At 74.2% G+C, this 25,436-nt stretch carries 25 protein-coding genes; 9 read left to right on the forward strand and 16 right to left on the reverse strand.

Annotation, left to right across the window (positions count from 1 at the left end; all coding sequences use genetic code 11):
- Positions 1 to 610 (reverse strand): polyphosphate kinase 2 (locus BJF77_RS10360; RefSeq protein ID WP_075872138.1); only part of this gene is annotated, 610 nt, incomplete at its 3' end.
- A 221-nt stretch (positions 611 to 831) separates the two neighbouring features.
- Between BJF77_RS10360 and BJF77_RS10365 the strand changes: the two genes are divergently transcribed.
- The 4 genes from BJF77_RS10365 to BJF77_RS10380 all read left to right on the forward strand — a co-directional run bounded on the left by BJF77_RS10365 (position 832) and on the right by BJF77_RS10380 (position 4,167).
- A complete protein-coding gene (locus BJF77_RS10365) occupies positions 832 to 1,038 on the forward strand; it encodes a hypothetical protein (RefSeq protein WP_047804532.1) in 207 nt (68 codons plus the stop codon).
- Positions 1,039 to 1,336: 298 nt separating this feature from the next.
- Positions 1,337 to 1,894 carry a GNAT family N-acetyltransferase gene (locus BJF77_RS10370; protein ID WP_075872113.1) on the forward strand — a complete coding sequence of 186 codons (558 nt, stop codon included), beginning with the start codon at positions 1,337 to 1,339 and terminating at the stop codon, positions 1,892 to 1,894.
- 68 nt (positions 1,895 to 1,962) lie between these two features.
- Positions 1,963 to 2,697: a hypothetical protein gene (locus tag BJF77_RS10375; RefSeq protein ID WP_139318523.1), complete on the forward strand. Its 735-nt coding sequence runs from the start codon at positions 1,963 to 1,965 to the stop codon at positions 2,695 to 2,697.
- 435 nt (positions 2,698 to 3,132) lie between these two features.
- A complete protein-coding gene (locus BJF77_RS10380) occupies positions 3,133 to 4,167 on the forward strand; it encodes a S9 family peptidase (protein WP_075872115.1) in 1,035 nt (344 codons plus the stop codon).
- A 61-nt stretch (positions 4,168 to 4,228) separates the two neighbouring features.
- On the opposite strand, the gene BJF77_RS10385 is transcribed toward BJF77_RS10380, so the two are convergent.
- The 3 genes from BJF77_RS10385 to BJF77_RS10395 form a co-directional block, all read right to left on the reverse strand.
- Positions 4,229 to 6,730 carry a PEP/pyruvate-binding domain-containing protein gene (locus BJF77_RS10385; protein WP_075872116.1) on the reverse strand — a complete coding sequence of 834 codons (2,502 nt, stop codon included), beginning with the start codon at positions 6,728 to 6,730 and terminating at the stop codon, positions 4,229 to 4,231.
- 183 nt (positions 6,731 to 6,913) lie between these two features.
- Positions 6,914 to 7,561 carry a dihydrofolate reductase family protein gene (locus BJF77_RS10390; protein WP_075872117.1) on the reverse strand — a complete coding sequence of 216 codons (648 nt, stop codon included), beginning with the start codon at positions 7,559 to 7,561 and terminating at the stop codon, positions 6,914 to 6,916.
- 46 nt (positions 7,562 to 7,607) lie between these two features.
- Positions 7,608 to 8,516 (reverse strand): SPFH domain-containing protein, encoded by a 909-nt coding sequence (locus tag BJF77_RS10395; RefSeq protein WP_075872118.1) that lies wholly within the window; start codon positions 8,514 to 8,516, stop codon positions 7,608 to 7,610.
- Between the two features lie 542 nt (positions 8,517 to 9,058).
- Between BJF77_RS10395 and BJF77_RS10400 the strand changes: the two genes are divergently transcribed.
- On the forward strand, positions 9,059 to 10,591 hold the full coding sequence (locus BJF77_RS10400) for an LTA synthase family protein (protein ID WP_139318524.1): 1,533 nt from the start codon (positions 9,059 to 9,061) through the stop codon (positions 10,589 to 10,591).
- On the opposite strand, the gene BJF77_RS10405 is transcribed toward BJF77_RS10400, so the two are convergent.
- From BJF77_RS10405 to BJF77_RS10425, 5 genes are all read right to left on the reverse strand, one after another.
- Positions 10,552 to 11,175 (reverse strand): dihydrofolate reductase family protein, encoded by a 624-nt coding sequence (locus BJF77_RS10405; protein WP_047804539.1) that lies wholly within the window; start codon positions 11,173 to 11,175, stop codon positions 10,552 to 10,554. The genes BJF77_RS10400 and BJF77_RS10405 overlap by 40 nt on opposite strands.
- A gap of 137 nt (positions 11,176 to 11,312) precedes the next feature.
- Positions 11,313 to 11,714, reverse strand: coding sequence for an MmcQ/YjbR family DNA-binding protein (locus tag BJF77_RS10410; protein WP_075872120.1), 402 nt, complete (start codon positions 11,712 to 11,714; stop codon positions 11,313 to 11,315).
- Positions 11,715 to 11,879: 165 nt separating this feature from the next.
- Positions 11,880 to 13,673: an ABC transporter ATP-binding protein gene (locus BJF77_RS10415; RefSeq protein WP_075872121.1), complete on the reverse strand. Its 1,794-nt coding sequence runs from the start codon at positions 13,671 to 13,673 to the stop codon at positions 11,880 to 11,882.
- Positions 13,666 to 13,896, reverse strand: coding sequence for a hypothetical protein (locus BJF77_RS10420; RefSeq protein WP_047804541.1), 231 nt, complete (start codon positions 13,894 to 13,896; stop codon positions 13,666 to 13,668). The genes BJF77_RS10415 and BJF77_RS10420 overlap by 8 nt, the downstream gene beginning before the upstream one ends.
- A 176-nt stretch (positions 13,897 to 14,072) precedes the next feature.
- Positions 14,073 to 15,476, reverse strand: coding sequence for an NAD(P)/FAD-dependent oxidoreductase (locus tag BJF77_RS10425; protein ID WP_075872122.1), 1,404 nt, complete (start codon positions 15,474 to 15,476; stop codon positions 14,073 to 14,075).
- Between the two features lie 103 nt (positions 15,477 to 15,579).
- Between BJF77_RS10425 and BJF77_RS10430 the strand changes: the two genes are divergently transcribed.
- On the forward strand, positions 15,580 to 16,230 hold the full coding sequence (locus BJF77_RS10430; protein ID WP_075872139.1) for a class I SAM-dependent methyltransferase: 651 nt from the start codon (positions 15,580 to 15,582) through the stop codon (positions 16,228 to 16,230).
- 653 nt (positions 16,231 to 16,883) lie between these two features.
- Here the strand turns inward: BJF77_RS10430 and BJF77_RS20820 are convergent.
- Positions 16,884 to 17,033, reverse strand: a complete 150-nt coding sequence (locus tag BJF77_RS20820) for a hypothetical protein (protein WP_187347271.1) — start codon at positions 17,031 to 17,033, stop codon at positions 16,884 to 16,886.
- A gap of 56 nt (positions 17,034 to 17,089) precedes the next feature.
- On the opposite strand from BJF77_RS20820, the gene BJF77_RS10440 reads away from it, so the two are divergent.
- Both BJF77_RS10440 and BJF77_RS10445 read left to right on the forward strand, forming a co-directional pair.
- A complete protein-coding gene (locus tag BJF77_RS10440) occupies positions 17,090 to 18,295 on the forward strand; it encodes a cupin domain-containing protein (protein WP_075872124.1) in 1,206 nt (401 codons plus the stop codon).
- 10 nt (positions 18,296 to 18,305) lie between these two features.
- On the forward strand, positions 18,306 to 19,202 hold the full coding sequence (locus BJF77_RS10445) for a sucrase ferredoxin (protein WP_075872125.1): 897 nt from the start codon (positions 18,306 to 18,308) through the stop codon (positions 19,200 to 19,202).
- A gap of 35 nt (positions 19,203 to 19,237) precedes the next feature.
- Here the strand turns inward: BJF77_RS10445 and BJF77_RS10450 are convergent, their stop codons facing one another.
- From BJF77_RS10450 to BJF77_RS10470, 5 genes are all read right to left on the reverse strand, one after another.
- Positions 19,238 to 20,077: a carbonic anhydrase gene (locus BJF77_RS10450; RefSeq protein WP_075872126.1), complete on the reverse strand. Its 840-nt coding sequence runs from the start codon at positions 20,075 to 20,077 to the stop codon at positions 19,238 to 19,240.
- A 282-nt stretch (positions 20,078 to 20,359) separates the two neighbouring features.
- Positions 20,360 to 20,992 carry a low molecular weight phosphatase family protein gene (locus BJF77_RS22350; protein WP_075872127.1) on the reverse strand — a complete coding sequence of 211 codons (633 nt, stop codon included), beginning with the start codon at positions 20,990 to 20,992 and terminating at the stop codon, positions 20,360 to 20,362.
- A complete protein-coding gene (locus tag BJF77_RS10460) occupies positions 20,989 to 21,234 on the reverse strand; it encodes a hypothetical protein (protein ID WP_139318525.1) in 246 nt (81 codons plus the stop codon). Before BJF77_RS10460 ends, BJF77_RS22350 begins: the two co-directional genes overlap by 4 nt.
- A 155-nt stretch (positions 21,235 to 21,389) precedes the next feature.
- A complete protein-coding gene (locus BJF77_RS10465) occupies positions 21,390 to 21,848 on the reverse strand; it encodes an OsmC family protein (RefSeq protein ID WP_075872128.1) in 459 nt (152 codons plus the stop codon).
- A gap of 168 nt (positions 21,849 to 22,016) precedes the next feature.
- Positions 22,017 to 22,418 carry a hypothetical protein gene (locus BJF77_RS10470; protein ID WP_047804547.1) on the reverse strand — a complete coding sequence of 134 codons (402 nt, stop codon included), beginning with the start codon at positions 22,416 to 22,418 and terminating at the stop codon, positions 22,017 to 22,019.
- 225 nt (positions 22,419 to 22,643) lie between these two features.
- On the opposite strand from BJF77_RS10470, the gene BJF77_RS10475 reads away from it, so the two are divergent.
- Positions 22,644 to 23,312 (forward strand): GAP family protein, encoded by a 669-nt coding sequence (locus BJF77_RS10475; protein ID WP_075872130.1) that lies wholly within the window; start codon positions 22,644 to 22,646, stop codon positions 23,310 to 23,312.
- 109 nt (positions 23,313 to 23,421) lie between these two features.
- Here the strand turns inward: BJF77_RS10475 and BJF77_RS10480 are convergent, their stop codons facing one another.
- On the reverse strand, positions 23,422 to 25,308 hold the full coding sequence (locus BJF77_RS10480; RefSeq protein ID WP_075872131.1) for an alkyl/aryl-sulfatase: 1,887 nt from the start codon (positions 25,306 to 25,308) through the stop codon (positions 23,422 to 23,424).
- Between the last annotated feature and the right edge of the window lie 128 nt (positions 25,309 to 25,436).

Here is a 25,436-nt window from a genome sequence, read left to right on the forward strand (position 1 = left end):
GCTCGTGCTGGGTGACCGAGAACCAGAACTTGGTCAGGTGGATGCCCGACTCCACCAGCATCTTCTCGAACACCGGGGCCTGGACCATGAACCGGTGGTACTCGTCCTCGCTGCAGAAACCCATGACGCGCTCGACCACCGCCCGGTTGTACCAGGAGCGGTCGAAGAGCACCATCTCGCCGGCGGTGGGCAGGTGGGCGATGTAGCGCTGGAAGTACCACTGCCCGGCTTCACGATCCGAGGGCTTCGTCAACGCCACCACCCGCGCCGCCCGGGGGTTCAGGTGCTCGGTGAAGCGCTTGATCGTCCCGCCCTTGCCGGCCGCGTCGCGGCCCTCGAACACGATGACGTGCTTGAGGTCGTGGTCCTGGCCCCAGTACTGGAACTTCAGCAGCTCGATCTGCAGCCGGTACTTCTCCAGTTCGTACTCCTGGCGGCTCATGAGCTGGTCGTAGGGGTGATCCTCCCGCCAGGTCTGCACCGCCGAGCCCCCCGGGTCGATCAGCTCCGCGTCCTCGCCCTGGGGATCGCCCACGGTGTAGCCGCGCTCGGTCAACAGATCGATGAACTGTCGCAGCGCCAGCCGCGCCGGATCCCACTCCTGCAGCATCACAGAACTCCCCTCGGTAGGTCACCTGTGCCCGAGAGTAGGGCAGAGGAGTGACCGAGCGGTGAACACCGACGACCTGCACCCTGCGGCGCGCCCTCCTGGCCGGCGACCGGGGCGAGCGGAAGGGCGCGGGAGAGGAACGAGGAAGAACACGCGCAGTTGGGCCGCCCGGCGCCGCCGCGCAGCGGGACCCTCCAAAAGGTTCACTTATTCTGGGAGGCGTGCTCTCACCTGAATTCCTGCTCCTGCTCAGCACGGCCCTGCTGGCGGTGGCGGTGCTGTGGCCGGTGGTGGTCAAGGCCGGTCGTCGCCGGGATCTGGCCACCTCCGGGAAACGCCGGGCCCAACTCGCGCCGGTGCACTACGCCGGGCCGGCGGTGTTGATCACCGCGAGCGTGGCGCTGCAGTTGAGCGCCAACTTCCTCTGAGGCCCCCGAAATCCTCCCTCCCGCACACGTCCCAGGGGGTCCTGAGCGCCGGAGCGGCAAGGGCGCCCGCCGGGGCACGGTGAACAGCCGGCGAACTCCTCGCCGACACGATCGCCGATCGGGGTGACGCGGGCTCTAATGAACCCATGAACTTTCCGGTGTCGGCTCCGACCGCTTCACGGCGACGGTGGACGGCCGCGTGCGGTCGGGCGCGCGCGGCACGCACCGGGTGCCTCCCCGCCGCGCCCACGGTGGCCCTTCCCGCTGCGGTGCCGCCGGTGCCGGGACGCCGGCGACCGTGACGGGCCCGGCAGACGCCGACGGCCCGCACCGCGCCAGCATTCCCGCACCCAGGGCGCTGGCGGTCGCGCCGCGGCTGCGGCCGGTGACCGCCCAGGACCGGGCGCTGATCGAGGACCTCGTGCTGGACGACCCGGCCTACACCCGTACCAGCTTCGACCAGCTGCCTTCGATCCGGGACGTGGACGCCATCCTGGACGGGGGCCCGGGCAACGCCGGTTCCGGCGCTCACCAGGTGCTGGGGGCCTTCAGCGAGGACGGAGTCCTGCTGGGCGTGGCGCAGGCGGTCCACCGGTGGCCCAGCACGGTGTCCTGCTACCTCGGCCTGCTCCAGGTCCGCCCGGCACACCGGGGGCGGGGACTCGGGGCCACGCTGCTGGTCGCCACCGAGGACACCGCCCGAGCTCGGGGATGCCGGCAGGTGCTGCTGTCGGTCATCGCCCGCAACCGCTCCGGGCGCGCGTTCTGGCACCACCACGGCTTCCTGCTCCTGCATCCTCAGGCAGCCCGCGCCGCCGCCCCGCTGTCACCACTGCTCATGCACAAGCCCCTGTGAGCGTCCCGCAGGCCCCACCCGGGACCGGTGGATGGCCGTCGTCGTCCGGGTGTGCTCTACTCGGGCCCATGACCGGAACGTTCCTGCCGACTGCTCCTGACGCCGCCGACTTCCGTGCCTTGGCCGCCGGCTCGCCGTGGCGGTTCACCACGGTGCATCTCACCCACCGGCGGCAGGGCAGCGGTGGGGCCACCGCCGAGGGCGGGCCGGTGGAGGCCTGGCTCGACCGGGCCCGGCACCGGGTGGTCGTGCGCACTGGCGAAGGGGTCGAGGTCGCCGAGGGGGCGCCCTACGGCGGGGCCGTGAGCGGTGCCGACGCCGGGCTGTCCCGATCCGGGGCGGGGGTGGTGCTGCGCCCGGACGGGCTGGTCGCCCGCCGGCCGGAGGACTGGCACCTGGACCACGGCGACCCGATGTGGCGGGACTACCGGTGGACGGCGATGCTGGACCCGGTGGAGCTGTGCCACGGCGTGCAGCTCAGCGACGTCACCGCGACCGTGTTGCGGGGCCGGACGACCTGGGCGGCCACCTGCCGTCCCCTGGTCGGCGACGGCGAGGACTGGGCCGGCGGCTACGTCCCACGGTGCGGGTGCTGCCCGTTGCTGGACAGCCCGGCCGCCCGGATCTACGAGAACGGGCCCGAGGACCCGACCCTGACCGACAGCCTGGCCACGGTGTACCGGGTGCACCTGGACGTGGCCACCGGGATCGTCGTGGACCTCACCCCGCTGGACGGCACCGAGGGCGTCAGTCTCACCAACGAGCTCCACGACGTCGACGACCTCCTCGTCCCGCCGCAGTGACCGAAGGGCGCTGCCGGCGTGCCCCGAGGCATCTGTCCTGAGCGGGAACGGCCCGAGGGTACAGCTGCAGGGCGGCGCCGTCAGGGATGTTCTCGGCACGAGGCAACTCCCGCGTGGCACGGCGGTTCGCGAGGGGTGCCAAGCCGAGGACGCGGTCGCGGCCGGGCGGTGGTGGAGGCGGAAGCACGGGAGACAGCAGCACGGGAGGCGGTCACGTGCTCGCGGTGCTGCCGGTCGCCGGCGCGCGCAGTCCTCCGGGTCGCTGCCGGGCCGGGCGTAGTCTGGCGGGATGGGAGTTCCTGAGCTCGTTGCCCTGCCGGTGGGATTCGAGGCGTTCCACCGCCGCGGCTTCATCAACTACCAGCTCAACCGGGCCCATGCCCTGGCTTCGCCGAGCGCCGGGAGCTGTTCGACGCCGCAGCACGCATCCGGTCGATGGACGACGGCGGCCCGGTGTTCGAGGCGTTGGCGTCCCGGGCCGCGGCGGAGGGACGGTACCGGCCTGCCACGGGATACGCGCGGCTGGCGGAGTTCTTCACGCCGCCGCGCTCGCAGCGCAAGCCGGAGCGCTACCGCCGGTACCTGGAACTCTTCGACACCGCGTTCGCCGATGCCGCCCTCGTCCGCCACGAGGTGCCCTACGCCGGTGCGGCGCTGCCGGCCTACTCGCTGCCGGCGGCCGGGCCCCCGACAGGCGGCACGGTGCTGCTGCACGGGGGATTCGACTCCGTGATCGAGGAGTTCTTCCCCGTCGCCCAGCGGATCGCTGCGGCCGGCTTCGCCGTGATCGCCTTCGAGGGCCCGGGACAGGGCGGCGCGCGGACGGTGCACGGGCTCACCTCGGACCACGACTGGGAGAAGCCGGTCGCGGCCGTGCTGGACCATTTCCGGCTCGACCGGGCCGCGCTGGTCGGCATCTCGATGGGTGGCTACTGGGCGCTGCGCGCGGCGGGGCGCGAACCCCGCATCGCACAGGTGGTGGCCTGGCCGCCGGTCTACGACTGGTTGCACCGGGTCCACCCGGTGCTGCGGGCCCCGGTCCGCTCGATGGTGCAGCACCGGGGCTTCATGGGGTGGAGCGTGCGGACCCGTGCCCGGCTGTCGCCGACCCTGCGTGTGGTGGTCGATCAGGTCCTGTACCTGCTCGACAGCGACGACCCGGCCGATGTTCCGGCGTGGTTCCTGGGCATGAACGCCGCCCACCTGGGCAGCGAGCGGGTGCGCCAGGACGTCCTGCTGATGTGCGGGGAGCACGACGCCTTCCAGCCCCCGGCGCTGACGCGAGCGCAGGCCCAGGCGCTCACGGCCGCCCACAGCGTCACCACGCGCCTGTTCACCCGGGCGGAGCGAGCCGATCAGCACTGCCAGATGGGCAACCTCGACCTCGCCTCTCGAGTGCTCACCAGCTGGTTGCGCAGCGTCGCGGCGAGCGCCGGAGGATCCGCGCCCCGGCCCGATCCGTCCTCGTAGGAGACCGGCACTCCACCGGAAGCGGCCGGCCGCTCCGTGGTCCGCCGGTCGTGCGCCGGCCTCACTTCCCGGCCCCGTGTCCCGTCACGGGCTCCGTGGGGTGCAGCCGGATCACCCCCGAGGCGCCGTCGATGGTGACCGTCTGGCCCTCGACCAGCCGGGTCGTGGCGTCGGGCACGCAGATGACGGCCGGGATCCCGTATTCGCGGGCCACGGTCGGGCCGTGGGCGATCGTGGAGCCGGTCTCCGTGATGAGCCCGCCGAGGGTCAGGAACAGCGGCGTCCAGCCGGGATCGGTGGTCGGGGCGACGAGGATGTCCCCGGGCCGCAGCCTCGCCTCGGACGGGTGCTGGACGATCCGCGCCGGGCCGGTCGCGACCCCGGTGGCCGCCGGCTGGCCGACCAGGACGTCGGGCCCGTGCTCGGCGGCGGTGTCGTCGGGCAGCGCCTGCGGGTTCGTGCCGTCGGACAGCAGCAGGCCGGGGACCTGCCTTCGCCGGACCTCACGGTCGTGCTCCCGACGCCGGCGCGTCACGAGGGCGCGGAAGTCCGTGCCGTGCGCGGCGTCGAGGGCCTCGTCCAGGGTCAGGAACATGATGTCCTCCGCCTGCTCCAGCAGACCGCGCTCGGTGAGCTCGGCTCCCGCGGTGAGCAGCTGCCCGCGCACCTGGGCCAGCGGGGTCAGCCACAGGAACTTGGGCAGCTCGCGCAGTCCGGCGAGCTCCCGGCTGCGGCGCAGCAGGGCGCCGGCGAGCCGGGCCCGCAGCGGCCGGGTCCGCCGCGCCCGGCCGACGAGGTCCGCCAGGGCGGCCTCCGCCTCGTCGGCGGCGCGCGCGAACCGGGCCGGCGGGGCCTGGCCCGGATCCGTCACCTGCAGGTATCCGGACAGGGCGGCGAAGACGGGGGTGGGGTCGTCGGCCCACCGGGGGGAGCCGACGTCGACCTCGGCGCTGCCGCGCAGCCCGTACTCCTCCAGGAACGCCGTCAGACCGAGCTCGGGCAGCTCACCGCGCAGGAAGCGCGCGGCGAGCTCGTCCGGAGCGGTGCCCAGCAGCAGATCGCGGTGCGTACGGGCCGACCCGGCCACGGACCACAGCTTCAGGTCCATCTGGGTGGTGACGTTGTGGGGCATGCCGCGCAGGGTCGCGTTCAGCTCGCCCGGCCGCAGGATCCCGTGCAGCAGCCGCCCGGCCACTCCCTGCGCGAGGAGCGCGGCCCACAGCGGGGGCAGGGAGCGCAGCATGGGCCCGGTCATCGTCGCGTCCTGCAGGTCTGCCGCGGACCGGATCCGGCTCGCCGTGTCCGCCGGTGCGGCCCAGCGCTGCCGGCGGACCTGCTCGAGTTCGCGGAAGGCGCGCTCGCGGGCGGCGGCGGGCCGGGCCAGGGCCCGGAGGGCGCCGAGGAGCGAGGCGGGCACGACGGCCAGCAGCAGCCGCGCCGTCACCTCCGGGGAGAACACGCGCTGACCGCGACGAGGAGGGCGCGGCCCGTAGCGGGGGTCCTCCAGGACGCGCCGCAGACCCCGCGCCACGGCCGGACCGTAGACCTGCGCCATCGCGGGGACGCCGGAGCGCAGGCGCGGACTGCGGACCACGCCGGTGAGGTCCAGGAAGAGCCGGCCGCCGATGTCGACGAGGACCGTGTCGACCACGGCGTCGTCGACGCCGAAGAGATGCAGCCAGCGGCGGGTCGTGGTCCGCAGCACGGACACGCCCATGGGGGTGACCGGGCGCCGCAGGCCCTGCATGTGGCCGACCTCCAGGTAGACGCGCGGGTCGTCCTGCACCGCATCGTCCTGCACCGGGTCGGTCCCGGGCGGGAGCGGGAAGAGGGTCGTGATCGCGCGGGACTGCAGCAGCCACAGGGTGCCCTCGGCGTCGTAGGCGAACTCGATGTCCTGCGGGCTGCCGAGGGCGCGCTGCACCCGTCGGGCGGTTGCCCGGAGTTCGTGCAGCTGGTCGGGGGAGAGGCACCCGTGATCCCGGCGCCCGGGGAGCGGGCCGCGCCCCGGCAGGACGTAGTGGTCGGTGTCCATGGTGCCGTCCACCACTCCGGTGCCCAGGCCCGGGACGGCGTCGACGACGGTCTCCGTGCGAGTGCCGGTCAGCGGGTTGGCGGTGAACATCACCCCGGCGGCCGTCGGGACGATCATGCGCTGCACGACGACGGCCATCGCCTCGTCGCCGGTCTCCTGCCCCTGTCCGGCCCGGTAGGCGACGGCGCGCTCGCTGTCCAGGGAGGCCCAGCACTGCCGGATCGCCGCGAGCAGCGCGTTCCGGCCCCGGACGTCCAGGACGGTGTCCTGCTGGCCGGCGAAGCTGGCACCCGGCGAGTCCTCGGCCGTGGCGCTGGAGCGGACGGCGACGGGACCACCGCCGAGGCGCTCGTAGGCCGCCAGGACCGCCCGCTCGGGGACGGCGCCCGAGCGGTAGGCCCCGGTGGTCAGGCAGAATCCGGCCGGCACGCGCTCACCCGCGGCGATGAGGGCGGCCAGCCCGGCGGCCTTGCCCCCGACGAGCTCGGTCGTTCCTGGGGTGATGTCGGCGAGGTCGAGCACGTCCATGGGCTGCCTCCCGGGTGTCCAGGGGCTGACGGACAGGGCGCCGCGGCAGGGCCGAGGGGTGTCCGCCGCCCTCGTTCACAGCCGATGATCCAGCCCGGCCGCCGCCAGGTCAACGGTCCCGTGGCCGAGGGCGGTGCCGCTCGGCGTGGCGGCGGCGGTGCCGGTGCACCGGGGCGGCTCGCGTCAGGGCGCCCTCCGGTCGAAGGTCAGGTGGGTGACCCCGCTGGGTGCGGAGACGGCCTCGATCTCGTAGTGCTCGTCCAGGGCCTCCAGCCCGTCCCACACCCGCACGCCGCGGCCGAGCACGATCGGCACCTGGACCAGGTGCATGTGGTCGACCAGGCCCGCGGCGAGGAAGTCGCGCACCACGGTGGGGCCGCCTCCGATGCGGACGTCCCGTCCGCCGGCCGCCTCACGGGCGGCCCGGAGCGCCTCCTCCGGTGCGGCGTCGAGGAAGTGGAAGGTGGTGCCGCCGTCCATCTCGATCGAGGGTCGCGGGCGGTGGGTCAGCACGAGGACCGGCGTGTGGAACGGAGGGTTCGGCCCCCACCACCCTGTCCAGTCCGCGTCGTCCTGCCAGCCCGGCGGGCCGAACTTGCCCGCGCCCATGATCTCTACCCCGATGCCCGGCTCGTGCTGCTGGGCGAACGCGTCGTCGATGCCGGCGGTGCCGCCCTGGTGCCCCAGGATGGGGGCGCCGAAGCGGGTGGCGATCAACCACTCGTGCAGCCGCCGGCCGGCGTGACCCATGGGTGCCTCGGGGGTCTGACCCGCGCCGGTCGCGAAACCGTCCAGCGAGAGGGAGAAGTTGTGGATGCGGGTCCGTGTCATTTGCTCGCTCCGTCTGCTCGGCGGCGGGTGCACCGGGGTCGGTGGTTCACCGGTTCGTGTTCACGAGGACGTCCGCGGTGTCCGCCCCGAAGCAGGTCCAGGTGGCCGGCAGGGGCCCGTTCTCGTTGACGTTCCAATTGTTGGTGATGGTCAGGCACTCGAGCACGAGATTCTCGGCGGTGACGTTCTTGTTGCGCTCCCGGTCGGCCTCGGCGTCGATCCGGGCCTGCTCGAGGCGGGACTGGGCGCGGTCCACGTTCGCCTCGGCCTCCACCACCCGGTTCAGCGCGTCCTGGGCGGTCTGGTCCAGCGCCGCCGGTGGCAGCGCCACGGAGTCCAGCTGCACCCCGTACGGGGACAGCCGCTCGGTCAGGGCCGCCTCCACGGCCTCGCGCACCTCCTCGACCTTGCCCTCCGCGCGGGCCTCCGCAGGGGTGTAGGAGGCCAGGACGGTGGCGACCGCCTCCCGGGCCGCAGGCTGGACGAGCATCCCGTCCACGTTCTCGAACCGGCGGTACCGGGACCACAGCTCCTGGGCCTGCTCGCCGGTGATGGTCCACTGCACGGTCATGTGCTGCGTGCCGGAGCCACCGCCGGCGAAGGCGATCGGGGCGTCCATCTCCGAGCGCTGCAGCTGGGTGGAGAAGGTCTCGACCTCCGCCCAGGGCGCCTTGACCTGCCAGCCGGCCTGCAGGGTGCGGGAGTACCGGCCCAGGCTGGTCTCGATCCCCACCTCCCGGGCCCCGACCCGGGCCAGGGTGGTCCCCGCGGTGACGAGCAGCAGGAGCACCAGCGCGCTGACGGCCGTGACGCCGGCCGCCTTGCGCGTGGCGCTGGGGCGGACGTGCTCCCCGGCGGCGTCCTTCGGCCCCGTTTTCTTCGGCACCGTCGCCCAGGCGACGACCGAGAGAACGAGCACGAGGGCCAGGACGGCGGCCGTGACGATGTAGAACATGTTCCCCTGTCCCCGTTTCTCCGGACTTCCGGTGTTCCGCCCGCGAGCGCGGTGATTCACTTCTGTAAACGTACCCACATCGTGGGGCCGCGGGCAGCCGATCACCGGAGGACCCGGCGCCACACTTCGGGGGACCGCCGGTTCCCGCGGCGGTCCGGGCCTCCGGTCCGCAGAGGCGTCGTCGACGACCGCCGGGCCATCGCGGCGCGTCGACCCCACAGCCTGCCGTGCGGGGTCAGCGTCCGGGGGAGTCGGTGATCCTGGTCCGGGTCCGGCACCTCCGCCGGGCCCCGGGGCTCGGGGCAGGCCGGCCGCCGCTCACCGCGTCGTCCCGGTCGTCCCGCACGGGCGGTGCACGCCAGAGAGGGGCGACGGCGGATCAGGTGTCCGGTGGGCATCGGACGCGTGAACGGCTGTTGAACGGGTAACGTATCGGTACTACGTTGTGATGGGCCCGAGAACGGGTCCGAGGTCAAGGATGTTCGGTGCCCATGCGCGCATCTGGAACGCGAGGTGATGCGATGTCTGCCCGGATTTCTCCCGTGATCCGACGGGGCGGCGTCGTCGCGGGACGCCTTCTGGTCTACGTCCTGATCTGGACGGGGCTGGCGCTGCTCATCGCCGCCGCTGGGATCCGGTACTTCTGGGGCGAGATCACCGTGGGCCAGATGCTCCTGAACCTGGTCTCCGTGGAGCTCGACGGCGGGGGCGGCCCCATCGTCTGGATGGGCATCCTGGGGGTCGGTGTCCTGCCCCTGCTTCTCACCGCCGGGATCGCCCTGGGGCAGTACGCCCGGCGCCGCAGGCGCCGCCAGGGCGGGCCCGTGCGGCCCCACCGCCCGCGGTGGCTCGTGCGCGTGCTCCCCACCGTCCTGGTCGCAGGCGTGGTCGTCGGCGGCAGCACCGCCTTCGCCACCACGGTGGGCGTGGGGGACTACCTCAGGGCGGGGAACTCCGCGTACGACCTCGGCGACTACTACGTGGAGCCGACGGTCACCGGCGACGAGCACAAGCGCAACCTGGTGCTGATCTACCTCGAGTCCGGGGAGGCCACCTTGGCGAACGACGAGCTCTTCGAGAAGAACGCGTTCGCCCCGCTGCAGGAGGTCACCCGGGCCTCGGACGGATGGCAGAGCGTGGAGGACCTCCGGCAGTACGAGGGCGGAGGCTGGACGATGGCCGGTCTCACGGCGACGCAGTGCGGCGTGCCGCTCAAGGGCCTCGGCTCCGCCGCGGACAGCGGCGCCCTCAACGAGCTCGGCGGCGACGTCGGCACCTACCTGGGCGGGACCACCTGCCTGGGCGACGTCCTCCGCGAGCACGGCTACACCAGCGTCTTCCTGGGCGGGGCCAACGCCTCCTTCGCCGCCAAGGACGCCTTCCTGGGCACCCACGGCTACTCCGAGGTGAAGGACCTCTCCGACTGGCGCGCCGCCGGGGAGCCGGAGAAGAACTTCCGCGGTGACTGGGGTCTGAGCGACGGACGCCTCATGGCGCACGCCAAGGACGAGGTCGACGCGCTGCACGCCGAGGCGCAGCGGACCGGCCGGCCGTTCAACCTCTCCGTCCTCACGCTGGACACGCACGAGCCGGTGCACATCTTCGACTACTGCACCGTGGACACGGAGAACGTGGTCACCTCCGCGTTCTTCTGCTCCATGACCCAGGTGGCCGGTTTCGTGGCCCACCTGGAGCAGAAGGGCTACCTCGAGGACACCGCCGTGGTGATCATGGGCGACCACCTCAAGCACATGAGCGCCGGTGACGCCTTCCACGAGCAGCTGGACCACCACGACAACCGCACCATCTTCAACCGCGTCTGGGTGCCCGGCGAGGACCTGGACGGCCGGCTGCGCCCCCGCGTGGACCAGCTGAGCATGTACCCCACGATCCTGGAGGCCGCCGGCCTGGAGCTGAGCGACCGCGCGGCCGGGCTGGGCGTGTCCGCCTTCACCACGGAGCTCCCGCAGGGCTCGGCGCAGGCCATGGAGCCGCAGCTGTACACCGAGCTGCTGGGATCACGGTCCTCGCAGTTCTACGCGGAGGCCTGGTCCGGCGGGGACGTCGCCCGGTAGCCCGGTCCGTGTCCGGTACGCCGGGGGCGGTCGACGACATAGGTGATCTGCACCATGCCGTTGTCGAACCGGCGCTCCCGCACGAGCCGCAGGTCCAGGGACAGCCCGTCCGGGAAGACCGGAGTGCCGCCTCCGAGGGTGACCGGGCACAGCAGGAGCTCGACCACGTCGACCACACCCAGCAGCAGGGCGCTCCCGGCCAGGGTCGGTCCCTCGATCGTGAGGTCCCCGGGCGCCTCGGACCTCGCGCGCTCGACCGCCTCGGCGGTGAACTCGCGCTCCAGCCGGGTGCGCTCGGTCCAGGTCCGTTCGAGGGAGGAGGAGAAGACCACCTTGTCGGCCCGCTTCCACGTGTCGGCGAAGCGCGCCGACTCGGGGGACCACGTCGGGGCGGTGGGATCGGTCTCCCACACGGCCATCGTCTCGTACATGCGGCGCCCGTAGAGGTAGGTGCTCACCGAGGCCAGGTCGTCGGTCAGCGCCGCGACGACGGCTTCGTCGGGCACCGCCCAGGAGAAGTCGCCCTCGGTGTCGGAGTTGTAGCCGTCCAGCGAGGAGGCCACGGAGTAGATCACCGTCCCCATGGCTGCACTCAACTCGACCGTGGCGCTCCGGCGCAAGAGGACGGCGTGCGTCCGAGGTCCTCTGCGGGCGGTGATCCCGGGCCCGCGGTTCGCACGGGACGGCGCGCGAGGAGCCCGGGGATCCGTGCGGCCGGGGCTCAGCCCGTCTCCGTCGTCGGCCACGGTCCGGTGCCGGTGTGGCGCAGCGCGGGGCGCTGGGCCCGGGGGAGGCCCTCGACGACGAGCTCGTAGGCGTTCAGCACCAGTTCGGCCACGAGGTCACGGGTGATCCCGGGACCGGCCGCGAGGGAGATCCAGTGCTGCTTGTTCATGTGGTAGCCGGGCGTGATGGTGGGGAACTCCTGGCGCAGTGCCGCCGCGTGCGGGGGCTCGCACTTGAGCGTCACGATCGGTGCGCCGGGCGCGTCGGTGGCCATCAGGAAGATCTTGCCCACCACTTCGAAGACGTCGTGCTCGGGGCCGAAGGGATGCGTGCGGGACACCGCCGGCAACCCGGCGGCGACCTGCATGGCGAGCTGCTGGAGCTGCGTTCCGTCCACGGTCCGTCTCCTTCCGAGGCCACCGGCTCCCGGTGACCGCCTGCGCCACCGGATCCCGTGACCAGTATCCTCCGGCCCGGAGCGGTGTCCTCGGGCGGCGCCGTCGAGCGCGGGGGAGGCGATCGGGCGGACCGGGGAGGGGAGCGCGAACGGGCCGGAGCGTCGTCAGACCAGCAGCTGGTGACGGGCGAGCTCGCGGTAGAGCTCCGAGGCGCCCAGCAGCTCCTCGTGGGTGCCGGTGGCGGTCAGCCGGCCGCGGTCGAGCACGATGATCTGCTCGGCCCCCACGACGGTCGACAGGCGGTGGGCCACGATGAGGACCGTGCGCCCGGCCGCGGCGGAGCGGATGGCGGCGTGGAGGGCCTGCTCGTTGCGGGAGTCCAGGCTGGCGGTGGGCTCGTCGAGCAGCAGCAGCGGCGTGTCCGCCAGCAGGGACCGGGCGATGGCCAGGCGCTGGCGCTCACCGCCGGACAGCCCGGCGCCGTCGTCGCCGACGGGTGCGTCCAGGCCCTCGGGGTGCTCCTGGAGGCGCGCCAGGAGATTGACCGCGTCCAGCACCTCCCGGCAGGAGGCCTCGTCGGCCTCGGGGGCGGCGAGCAGCAGGTTCTCCCGCACGGTCCCGGCCAGCACGGGGGCGTCCTGCTCGACGTAGCCGATCCGGGCCCGCAGATCGGCCCGGGACATGGCGCGCAGATCGGTCCCGTCGAGACGGATGGAGCCGTGGTCGGGATCGTGGAAGCGCTCGATGAGGGCGAGCAGCGTGGACTTCCCGCCCCCCGACGGTCCGACGATCGCGGTGGTCGACCCGGCCGGGACCGTGAAGCTGAGCTGGTCGAGCACCGGCCGGCCCGGCCGGTAGGCGAACGTGACCCGGTCGAAGGACACCTCGACCGGGCGCCCTCGCTGTCCCGTGCGTGCCGCGGCAGCGCCGGCCTCGGGGGTGCCGCCCGGCCCTTCGCCGGCCCTGTCCTGCGCGTCCTCGCGCGGCAGCTCCAGGATCTCCTGGATGCGGCCCAGGGCGCCCAGGGCGGCGCGGACGGTGGTGACGGCGGAGAAGAACTGCCCCAGCGGCATGACCATCATGAAGAGGAAGAGGATGAAGGTCACCAGATCGGCGACGGCGAGCGCGCCGGAGGCCACCCGGTAGCCGCCCACGCCCAGGACGGCGAGGAAGGAGCCCTGGACGGCGAGCCCGCTGATCGGCCAGAGCACCGCGCCGACCCCGGCGACGCGCACCCCGTAGTCGTAGGCCGCGACCGCCTCGGTCTCGAGCCGGGCCACCTCCCGGTCGGTGGCCCCGCTGGCGCGGATGGTGCGCACCGCCGACAGGGCGCGTTCCACGCCGGCGGCCAGGCGGCCCACGGCTTCCTGGGCCGCGCGGGTGAGGACCTGGATCCGTGCCGAGGCGATCACCACGGCCAGCACGGCGACCAGGACGACGCTGAGGGTGATGCCGAGCAGCAGCGGGTCCAGCAGGGCCATCCCGATCAGCGCACCGGCGAACACCAGCGACCCGCCCAGGGCGTCCACGAGGCCACCGGTCAGCGCGGCCCGCACCATGGTGGTGTCCGAGCCCACCCGGGAGACCAGGTCGCCGGTCCGGCGGGCGTCGTGCTCGCGCACCGGCAGGCGCAGGAGCTGGCCCACCAGGCGCCGCCGGGCGGTGAGCACCACGCCCTCGGCGGTGCGTTCGAGCAGGTACTGCTGCGCCGCGCCCACCAGGCCGGCGCCGAGCACCAGCAGGACGAGCACCAGCACCACCGGCGCCGCCGACCGGTCGGTGCTGATGGATCTGATGACCTGGTTGACGGCCACCGGCTGCGCGAGGCTCAGCCCCGCCCCCAGGACCGACAGCACGAGCACCACGCCCAGGACGCCACGGTGCTCCGTGAGGTAGCCGAGCAGGTCCCGCAGGCGGCCGTGCGGGACCGGTGCGTCGGCGGCGGTCGGGTCAGTCACGCTCGAACCTCGAGCCGCCGTACTTGCGGTGCACCGCCTGGCGGCTCACCCCCAGAGCGGCGGCGATCTGCGCCCACGACGCGCCCCGTGCGCGGGCCCGGCGCACCGCCACCGCCTCCTGCTGCGAGAGCTGGCGGTGCAGCGCCGCCGTGGCCCGCAGCGCCCGCAGCGGGTCGTCGTCCTCGGCCTGGGCCACCAGCGCGCTCATCGGCACCTCGTCCATCGTCGTCGCACCTCCTGGGTGTCAACCTACGATGACAGCACACCCGTGTCAACGTCCGTTGACACGGGACTCCCGGCGCCGGGCACGGTGCGCGCACCCCGGCCGAGGTCTTCTCCGGAGGTCCACGGTGGACCGGGAAGGCGGCCGGGCTGCCGCTCCGTCTCGGGGCGCCGGGCTCAGGACCGGTCCCGGCGGGCGGCGCGGCGGCGGGCCAGGGCCCGCAGCACGGCGATCGCGGCCCGTGCCGGACGGGTGTCGAGGCGGGTCTGGGCGTGGTCGATCGCGGCGTTCCAGATCCCGTCGTTGTACGTGGGGTAGGGATGGGTGACCGCGGCCAGGTCCGTGGTGGACAGACCGCGGTGCACGGCCAGGGTGAGCTCGCCGATGGACTCCCCGGCCCGGGGTCCCACGACGGTGCCGCCGAGGACCCGGCCTCTGCGGTCCAGGACCAGGCGGGTGAATCCGGTGGTGCTGCCCTCGGTGATGGCCCGGTCCTGGGTGGCGTGCTCGACGGTGTGGGCCGTGCTGCCCGGGCGGGTGGCCGTGGTGACTCCCACGGCGGCCAGCTCCGGATCGGTGAACGTGACCCGGGGGACGATCTCGCCGGCGCGGCGGGTCAGCCCCAGCACCGCGTTCGAGGCGGCCACGGAGGCCTGGACACCGGCGAGGTGGGTGTACTTCGCCCCGTGGGTGACGTCCCCGGCGGCCCAGATGCCGGGGACGCTGGTGCGCAGCGCCCCGTCGACGACGACGCCCCCGGACGGGTCGCAGGCGACCCCGGCCTCGACCAGGCCCAGGTCCCCGGTGCGCGGGGTGCGTCCGGTGGCGACGAGCACGACGTCGGCGGGGACCGGTGGGCGCCCGCTCAGGTGGACGGTGCTGGTGCCGGCGCGGGTCTCCACGCCGGTGACGGTCGCGTGCTCGACGACGGCGGCCCCGTCCTGGGTCATCGCCGCCTGCACGAGCGCGGCGGCCTGCCGGTCCTCCCGGGGCAGCAGCCGGGAGCGGGCCAGGACGGTGACCGTGGAGCCCAGACGGGCGTAGGCCTGGCCGAGCTCGCAGCCGACCGGCCCGCCGCCGATGACGACCAGCCGGCCAGGGAGCTCCTCGAGATCCCACACGGTCTCGGAGCTCACGGTGCGCGCGCTCTCCAGGCCCGGGATCGACGGTCTGGCCGGGGTCGCTCCGGTGGCGATCAGCGCCGCCCGGAACCGGTAGGTGCGCCCGCCGAGCACGGCGGTCCGGGGACCGGTGAACCGGGCGGGGCCGTGCACCACCTCGACCCCGGCCGCGCGCAGGGTCTCCGGGGCGTCGTGCGGTTCGATCGTGCGGACGGCGGACCGGACGCGGGCGCGCACCGCGGCGTAGTCGGCGGCGCCCTCCGCGTCCCGCTGGGCGCGGGCGGCGGCCAGCAGGGTCTTGGACGGCACGCAACCGGTCCACAGGCAGTCCCCGCCGGTACGAGCCGACTCGGCCAGCACCACGGTGGCGCCCAGGCGGGCCGCGGTGAGGGACCCGACGATCCCGGCGGTCCCACCACCGATCACGAGCAGATCGATCGGGCCGGTGGTCGGGAGCATGTGCGTCCTCCAGGTGTCTCGGGCGGGGGCGGGCCGGTACAGTGATGGCCCCGGAACGGGCCGCAGCGGTCCCGGTCGTCGCCCGGGGGAAGGGGTGCAGGTCGTGTCCAGGCGCTACGAGCTGATCGCTCCCGTCTACGACGTGGTCTCCGGAGAGTATCCGGTCTACCGCACCGGCAGAACCCTCGGGATCGACCTGCTGGGTCCTCGGCCCGGGGACCAGGTGCTGGACGTGGGCTGCGGCACCGGGCTGAACCTCCCGGCCCTGCAGCAGCGGATCGGGCCGGGCGGGGTGATCGTGGGGGTCGACCGCAGCCCGGCCATGCTCGCCGCGGCCGCCCGCCGGGCGCGCCGGCACGGATGGACGAACGTGGTGCTCGTGGCCGCCGACGCGGTGGAGTCCGGCGCCGACCGGCTCGCGGAGCGCATCACGGCCGCGGGCGGGCGCGCCGAAACCGATGCCGCGCTCGCGTCCTATGCCCTGTCGCTGATGCCGGAGTGGGACCGGGCCTGGGCCGCGACCCTCGCCCTGGTCCGGCCCGGTGGACGGGTGGCGGTGGTGGACATGCGGGAGCCGACCGTCGCGGCGTGGCGACCTCTGGCCCGGTGGGCGTGCCGGTTGGGCGGGGCCGACATCACCGCGCACCCCTGGTCGGCCGTGGAGAGGGACGGCCTGCAGGTGGTCGCCGCCCAGGCATGGGCCGGGCATCTGCAGGCGCGGGCCGCGACGGTGCCCGCCCGCGGCGGGTCCTGAGCGGTGCGGTCGAGCACCGGCACGACCGGGCCACGGGCGTGGTTGACAGGACATCGGTCCGCGCTCACACCGCACGCCACCCGTCCAGCGTCCGGCGGCGGCTGAGCACCAGGTCACGTGCCTCCCCGTGAACGCTGTTCGGTCCGACCTGTCGTCCGGGGCGCGACGATCAGCCCGATGTGGGAGCACCCCTGCGGGAAACTGCCGAGCAGGGGGCCGCCGCGCAGGCCGATCTCCTCGGCTCTTCCGGATCCCGGCGCCGGACTCGTTCCGGATGGCCGCGGCCCGGTCGGCGGTGGCGGCGAATCACTCGACCGCCCCCGGGGAGGAGTCACCGGTCTGTTCGCTGCCAGCAGCCCGGCCCGTTGCTCGGGTACCGCACCCGGCCCGGCCACCCCGGCAGGGCCTCTTCCGCCGGAGGTGCTCCGGATCCGGGCGCCGGCGACCGCTCCACCCCGATGGCGGCCGGAGGCTCGGACGGGCAGCGTGCACGCCGGCACGGCCGATCCGGGCGCCCCTGACTGTTCCCACGCCGAAGCTGTCTCGATAGGGTGAGCGCGGGTCGATGCTGAGGAATCGTCCCGCGTGGCGATCGGGCGCCGGCACCGGAACCCGATCCTGTTCATCCGACTCTGGGAGGAAGCATGACTGATTCACAGCAGGATCCGAACCAGCAGGAAGGCCCGGCCGACGGCGGCGCGGCCGGCGCCCCGGGCGTCCACGACGGCGGTGCCGACGGGGGAGCTGACGGGGGCGCGGAAGGCCCGGCCGACGGCGGCGCGGCCGGCACCCCGGGCGTCCACGACGGCGGTGCTGACGGCGGTGCTGACGGAGGAGCCGAAGCACGAGGCGTGTGAGCATGAGCGGCATCCGCGACCACTCGCAGGACCCCGGCGCCCCGGACGGCGCCGGGGTCCTGGAGACACGGCTGATCGACATCGGGCGGGAGAGGTTCGCCCGCGAGGTCTGGGGGCGCACAGCCCTGCTCACCCGCAGCGCCGGAGACTTCTCCGATCTGTTCTCCGCCGCAGCCGTCGACGAACTCATCGCGCGCCGCGGGCTGCGCACGCCCTTCCTGCGCGTCGCCAAGGACGGTTCCACGTTCCCCGACTCCTCGTTCACCTCGCCCGCCGGTGTCGGCGCCACCGTGCCCGACCAGCTCGACGACACCGCGCTCTGGCGCAGCTTCGCCGACGGGGCCACGCTCGTCCTCCAGGCCCTGCACCGCACGTGGGAGCCGGTCGCCGAGTTCAGCACCAGGCTGGGCACCGAGCTCGGGCACCCGGTGCAGGCCAACGCCTACGTCACCCCGCCGCAGAACCGCGGGTTCGATGCTCACTACGACGTCCACGACGTCTTCGTGCTGCAGATCGCCGGCACCAAGCGCTGGATCATCCACGAGCCCGTCCACCCCGACCCCCTGCGGGACCAGCCCTGGACCGCCCACCGGGCCGCAGTCGCCGAGGCCGCGCAGGGCACGGCCCGGATCGACACCGTGCTCGAACCCGGCGACGCCCTCTATCTGCCGCGGGGCTGGCTGCACGCGGCCCAGGCGCAGCACGAGGTCTCCGTCCACCTCACGCTCGGGATCCACAGCTGGACCCGCCACGCCCTGGCCGAGCAACTGGCCCAGGCGGCCCTGGCCCTGCTGGCCGACGAGCCCGAGATGCGCGCCACGCTGCCGCTGGGTGTCGACGGCCCCGGTGAGGAGCTCGAGGCCGTCCGTCAGCGGCTGGCCGCGGCCGTCGCCGCGGCGGACTCCACGGCCCTGTTCCACCGCACCCGGAGGAGCCAGGGGCGTCCGGCCCCGCTGGGCCCGCTGGCCCAGCTGGCGGCCGTCGAGGACCTGCGCCCCGACTCCCCGGTGCGGCTCCGGGAAGCCCTGGCGGCCCGGATGGAGGGGTCCCGCCTGACCACGCGGGTGGGGTGGCTCGACTTCCCGGAGGCCGATCTGCCCGCCGTCGCCCGCCTGCTCGACGGGGAGGTGCACACCGCGGACGACCTCGGCGCCGAGCTCGTCGCGCGGCTGCTGCGCGCGGGCGTCCTCGTCCCCGCCGACCGGTGACGTCGCCGCAGTGACCGCCACGGAACGGTTCTCCTGCGCCGAGGCGGCCCGAGACCGCGGGGACCCGATGGCGGGCACGGCGCCGCGCGGCTTCGTGTGGGTCCTCGTCGAGCACCGGGGCGGGTGGCCGGCCGACGGCTTCGACGGACTCGACCTGGAGCCGGGGACCAAGGCGCTCGTGTTCGCCGCCGCGCAGGCGGTGCGGGCCCGGGTGCTGCTGGTCAGACGGCACGGCCGCCGCAGCGTCGAGGGGCCCCGTCGCTGGGCCGTGCTGCACCACGGGCCCGACGGCGTGGGCCGTCAGCAGTGGGGCACGTGGGACCGGGACGAGGACCTGGCGGAGATCGCCACGGCCCTGGGCACCCCCGGGGAGCTGGGACACCCGCCGGTCGTGCTGGTCTGCGCCCACGGTCAGCACGACCCGTGCTGCGCCGTGCACGGGCGGCCCGTGGCGCGGATCCTGAGCGAGCACTGGCCGGAGCTGGTGTGGGAGTGCGCGCACGTCGGCGGGGACAGGTTCGCCGGCAACGTCGTGATCGCGCCCGACGGCGTCTACTACGGCGGCCTCGACGCCGAGTCCTCCGTCCACGTGGTCGGTGAGCACCTGGCCGGGAGGGTGCACCCGGAGCACCTGCGCGGCTACACGGATCTCACGCCGCCCCAGCAGGCCGCTGTCGCGGCCGCCCTCGGACGCTTCGGTCCGGCGGGCCGCACGGACTACACGGTGGCCGAGACGTCCCGTCACGGAGACCACTGGCGGATCAGCCTCGTCGGCCGCCCGCCGCACCCGGGCCGGGTCGACGTCGAGCTGCAGGCCCACCGTGCTCCGCCGTGCCGGCTGACGTGTCGCGGGCCGGCGACCAGCTCGGCCGTCGTCTACGAGCTCACCGCGATCCGCGGCGCCTGAGCGAGGGGCGCACCGGGAATGTCATGCGCTGCGGATCACTGGTCGACCTCGCTGACCTGGCGGTCGTTCAGGGGCTGCACCGGACGGTTGTTCCCGGCGTGCGCGGAGCGCAGCGCAGCGATCTGGGCGGCGCCCAGCTCGATGGGGTTCTGCAGCAGGAGCCAGCGCACGTCCTCGCTGCACGGGGGCGTGGTGAGGCTGCCGCCGTACACGTAGTGGTCCAGGGACTCGGGGAGCAAGGAGGTGAGCGTCAGCCCTGTCACGGCCGGTGAGTCCTCGCCCGCCGTGGCGGGGATCGCGTCGGAGACGGACGACCACGCGGCGTTGTGCCGTCCCTCGGCGGCCAGCACGCCGACGACGGCGAGGTCGCCGTTCTCGGACCGGTGCACGAAGTGGAACTCCGCGGCGTAGGCGTCGCCGTCGACGGTGTGCTCCGAGGGTGCGTGGTAGTGCATGTGCTGAAAGGCGTACTCGGTCCCGCCGACCGTGATGCTCTGCGGCGAGAGCGCGTGGAGCTCGACCGTGTGCCCGGTGTCGCGGGCCTGGAAGTCGGCGGGCGTGTAGCCCAGTTCGATCGGCGCGGAGGACAGGGCCGGGTCGCTCGGGACGTCGATGGGTGACTGAGCCGTTCCGCTGCTGCAGGCCGTGAACTCGTCGGCGAGCTCCCCCCAGTGCTGCGGTCCGGTGGCCCCCTCGTAGGACCACTGCGCGGGGGTCTGCTCCGGCGCGCTCGGCGCGGCGGTGACCGTGGCGGTGGCGGTGGGCGTGGCCGGAGCGTCGGGAGCGGCAGCGTCGGCGCAGCCGGTGAGGGTCGCCAGCAGCACGACGCTCGAGCCGACGACGGACATCTTGGTGGGCCATGAGGTGCTGCGCATCCCAGCCTTTCGGGTCGGTGGCGGGCGGAGCGTCCGCTCGGCCCGGAGAGCGGTGCGGCCCGTGGTGTCTGGCGGCCGGTGGCCGGTCCCGCACGCCGTGGGGACGCGGCGGTCCGGCACCACCGCATGCAAATGCATGTTGCGTCGCGTCCACACTACCCTGCGCGCGGGACGAGTCCGGCGCGGGCCGGTCCGCAACGACCCCTGCGGTGACGGGCGGAGACCAGGTGCGCCCCGCCCGGGCTCCTGTCCGTTCGGCGCCGGCGGCGGCACCACGGCGGGTCAGCGGCGGATGGCCCCCCACAGCGCCCGGACCTTCTCGTCGACCTCGGCCACCAGTGCCTCCAGGTCCTCCGGATTGCCGGAGACGGTGCGGTCCGCTCCCCAGTCCTGGTGCTCCGTGCCCGGGTAGACGGGCACCGCGTCGGCCGTGCCGAAGGTGATGACGTGGTCGGCCGCACGCACCACGTCGTCGGTCAGCGGTTTCGGATAGGCCTGGCCGAGCTCGAGCCCGCGCGCGGCCAGGATCCGCAGGGCCTGCGGGTCCACGGCCGCACCCGGCGCGGTGCCGGCCGAGCGCACCACCGCGGCGTCCCCGGCGTAGTGGGCCAGCAGGGCCGCGGCGATCTGCGCCCGGCCGGTGTCATGACGGCCGACGAAGAGCACCTGCGGGGGCCCCTGGCGGCCCTGGGAGTGGGCGAGGGCGGCCAGCCGGTCCGCGGCGAAGTGCCCGGCCAGCGCCGCCAGGTGCGTGCGCACCCGGGCGGTGCGGGACAGGGCGGTGTAGGACTCGAAGACCACCCGCTCCACCACCTCCGGGGAGAGCACCCCGGCGTACCGGGCCGCCAGCCGCTCCGCCGTGCGTTCCAGCACGCGGACGTCCAAGGGCTGCACCTCGTCGGCCCGGTCGTTCACCGGTGCTCCGGACGCTCGGTGCGGCAGGGGTGCAGGACGACCTCGTCGCGGCTGAGCATCCTCCGGATCCCGGTGCCGGCGTCCCGGATCCAGACCACTCCCAGGTGCGGAGCCGCCTCGTCCACGATCCCGAGGTGGTGCACCACCGCGTCCCGGTGCACCTCGACCCGCTCACCGGGACGCAGCTGTCCCCGGTCCGCTGCGGGTCGGTCGTCCCGCGGCATGCTGGTGTTCCGGCCCATGCCAGTTCCCCCCCGGCTGTGAAGCTAGTGCTGACGGTCACATCCTGCGCCGCCCGCACGGCGCGCAGATGACCATCGGGTGAACACCAGGGGTCGTTCCGGCCGTCCGCGCGTCCTGAGCGGGTGGCTGGATCCGGTCCCGCCCCGGCGGTCGCCTACCGGGTGTCGTCCGCCCCGCAGGCCACGCTGACGTCGTGGCTGACGGCCGCACCGTGCTCGACCGTCCGCGAGACCGTGCAGTACTTGTCGTGGGAGAGGGCCACCAGGCGCCCGACCATGCCGGCGGCCTTGCGCCCGGCGGCGTCGTCCGGGAACGCGAGGTGGAAGGACAGGTGCAGGTCCTCCAGGCGGTTCCCGCCCTGCTCATCCACGATCTGCCGCCCCGAGGCCTCGACCCGGAACTCCGAGGGCTCCGCGCTGCGGGCGGTGGCCGTGTCCACCGCCACGGCCGAGCACCCGGCGAGGGCGGCCAGGAGCAGTTCCACGGGGGACAGCAGATCCTCGCCCTGGCCGAAGGCGACCTGCGCGCCCTCGGCGTTGCGGGCGGTGTAGCGGCCGGTGGAGGTCCGGAGCAGCTCGACGGTGCGGGGAGTGGGGTCCTGGGATGCGCTCATGGACCCATGATGCCGATCCCGGACGGAATCCTCTGGGCCGGTCGCCTGCTGCCGGGGCGCGCCGCCGCGGGCAGTGCGAAGCTGTGCCGGACGGAAGCAGGTGAGACCCGCGCCTGACCAGGAGGGAACGCGACATCTTGTGTGCGGACCGCGACGGAGTATCGGAGCTCAGCAGGCGATACCGGTGGAGTGCTGGACGAGGTCGACGCGGAAGGACTGCTCGACCGGGTCGTGGACGACTCCGGGCAGGGGCGCGAGGTAGCACCCGCGCAGATTGCCGATCATCTGGGCGGTGCTGCGGTCGTCGAGCAGCGGCCCGCTCATGGGCAGGGCCCTGCCGCTGCCGTCGGTGATGTCGGCCAGGTAGAGGCCGTCCTCGACGTCGTCGCAGAGCAGCACCAGCTCCCGGGCCTGCGGGTACCGGGTCCGGACCCGGATCGTCAGCTCCTGCAGGGCGGCGCAGGTGAGCTCGAAGCGGGCCAGCTGGAAGTTGCGTCGGGCGGTCTCGAACCGCGGGGTCGAGGTGGTCGGGCCCTGCAGGTCCGGGGGAGAGGTGGGGGCGTTCCTCATGATTCCGAGGCTATCGCCGGGCTCCGACAAGGCCTCGCGGCCCACCGCGACGACGACGGCGCGGCGGCAGCGACCGCCGGCGGGCGCGGCCGAGGTGGTCACGGGATCGTGCGTCCTCACGGCGTCACCCCGGGCGGGTGAACATCGGTGGAGCCGAGGGGGTCCATGATGGGGATGGGGTGGAATGCGCCCCCGAGGACACCCCCCGGTGGTCAGGAGGTGGCCGTGCCGGCAGCAACACTGGCGAGCCTGCCGATCGCGGTGGGCCTGCTCGCCGCGTCCATGCCCGTCGCCGTGCTCGTGCTGATGCTCGTCACCGGCGGGCGGCGGGGCGCGGTCACCGGGTTCCTGCTCGGATGGGTCGCCGGGATCGGGGCGGTCGCCGCCCTCACCCTCGCGGTCATCGACACGAGCCTGCCCCGTGACGACCCCGCGCCGTGGGCCGGGGTCCTGCGCATCGTGCTCGGCGCAGCCCTGCTCCTGCTGGGCCTCAAGCAGTGGCGCGGTCGCACCCGGGCGGACACGGAGCCGGGGCGGTGGATGACGGCCGTCGACACCATGGCCCCCGCACGCGCCCTGCTCGTGGCCTTCCTGCTGGTCGCGGTGAACCCGAAGAACGCCGTGCTGGTCGTCTCGGGGGCGGCCGCGATCGGGACCGCCACGTCCGTGGTGGTCCACCAGGTGGCCGCACTGGCGCTGTTCACGCTGGTGGCCAGTCTGGGGGTGGCCGCACCGCTGCTGCTCCGCGTGGCGCTGGGAGACCGTGCCGACCCGGTGCTGGCGGCCGCGAAGGCGTGGATGACCGCCAACAGCGCCCTGGTGATGACCGTCGTGCTGGTGGTCATCGGGGCCGTCCTGCTCGGCAACGGCCTCAGCGGGCTGCGCTCCGGCTGACCGGCTCGCCCGGGGGAGCGTCCGTGCCGCCGCACGGACCGAGGGGCTGCGGGCGGCGTGCGCTCGCCGGCCCGTGCCCCGCTGCGCCGGAGCAGCCGTGGGCCGGTCGTCAAGGGGTGACGATGGCGAACCCCGGATCAGGGGTGTCGAGAGCCGCCAGCAGCCGCTCGACCGCGCCGGCGTCGCCGTCGACCACGACACCCGCAGCGGTGAGCGCGGCCGGGTCCGCGGCGGCGAGGCGCGGCAGGACCGCGGCGGGCAGGCGCAGGACGGCATCGGCGCGGGCGCCCGGCGGGGAGACCGTGTGGGTGAGCACACCGTTGCGCAGCTCCAGCCGGTAGCGGGCGCCGGTGTCGGTGAGCTCGAGCGCCAGGACGAGGTGCTCGTGCCAGCAGCGGGGGCCGTCGACCCGCACGGCGAGCGCGTCGAAGAGCTGCTCGGGGGTGAGCTGGGCCAGCACGTCGGCGCCGGCGGCGCTCGCCGGGGTGCCACCGGTGCCGTGGCGCAGCTCGTGCGCGCCGGAGAGATAGGCGCAGCGCCAGGTGCCGTTCTCCGCGCCGTAGCCGAGCTGCTCGTACGTGTCGGCGAGCAGCTCCCGGGCGGCCTCGTGGTCGGGGCGGGCGAAGACCACGTGGTTCAGCACCTCCGCCGCCCACCGGAGGTCACCGGCGGCGAAGGAGGTCCGGGCCTTCTCGACGACGGCGTCCGCCCCGCCCATGAACTCCACGTAGCGGCCGGCGGCCTCGACCGGTGGGTGCGGCCACAGATGCGCTGGATTGCCGTCGTACCAGCCCATGTAGCGCTGATAGACGGCCTTCACGTTGTGGCTGACGGACCCGTAGTAGCCGCGGGCGTGCCAGGCGTTCGCCAGGGCCGGGGGCAGGACCATGACCTCGGCGATCTCCGGGCCGGTCAGGCCCTGGTTGAGCATCCGCAGGGTCTGGTCGTGCAGATAGGCGTAGAGGTCGCGCTGCAGGGCGAGGAAGGAGACCGCCCGCTCCCGGCCCCAGGTCGGCCAGTGGTGGGAGGCGAAGACGACCTCGAGGTCGTCGCCGAACAGTCCGATCGCCTCGGTGAGGTAGCCGGCCCAGCCGTGCGCGTCGCGGACCTGTGCGCCGCGGATGGTGAGGATGTTGTGCAGCACGTGCGTGGCGTTCTCCGCGGTGCACAGCGCGTGCAGGTCCGGCAGGTAGAGGTGCATCTCAGCCGGGGCCTCGCTGTCCGGGGCCATCTGGAACACCATGCGCACGCCGTCGAGGACCTCTTCCTGGCCGGTCGTCGTGATCTCCCGGGTCGGCGGGAGGAGCCCGACGCCGCCCGTCGACGTGGTCTGCCCGAGGCCCGCGCCGACCTGCCCCCGGGGCCCGCGCGGCAGTGCGGCACCGTACATGTACGCGGCCCGGCGGGCCATGGCGGCACCGGCGTAGACGTTCTCGCTCACGGCGTGCCGGGTGAACCCCTGCGGCCCCAGCACCGGCACGGCGCCGGAGTCGGCGTCGTCCGGGGGCACCACGCCGCGGACGCCGCCGAAGTGGTCGACGTGGCTGTGCGTGTAGACCACCCCCGTGACCGGCCGGTCCCCGCGGTGGGCCCGGTACAGGCCCAGGGCGGCCGCAGCCGTCTCCGCGGAGATCAGCGGGTCGAGCACGACCACCCCGCGCGTGCCCTCGATGAAGCTGACGTTGGACAGGTCCAGCCCGCGGACCTGGTAGAGCCCGGGGACCACCTCGAACAGCCCCTGCATCGCGTTCAGCCGCGACTGCCGCCACAGGCTCGGGTTAACCGTGGGCGGGGCGTCGCCGCCCAGGAACGCGTACGAGTCGTTGTCCCACACCACCCGGCCCTCGGCGTCGCGGACCACCCCCGGCGCCACCGCCCCCAGGAAACCCCGGGCGGCGTCGGCGACGTCCTGGTCGTCGTGCCACGGCAGCGACGCCGTCAGCTCCTGGTGCGCCGCGACGATCGATGCGCCGGCCGGCTTCTGCGTCGGGTCCACAGCTGGTCCTTCCCCCGTTGCGCCGGTGTCCGCCGTCGACCGGGGCGGCTCCGGCGGCTCTCCGGGTCCAGGATCGCCCGCCGGGCCCGTTGTCCGCCTCACCCGGAACGGATGAACCGGTGGTGCGG

The organism is Kocuria sp. CNJ-770 (genome assembly GCF_001942375.1).
Lineage (GTDB): Bacteria > Actinomycetota > Actinomycetes > Actinomycetales > Micrococcaceae > Kocuria > Kocuria oceani.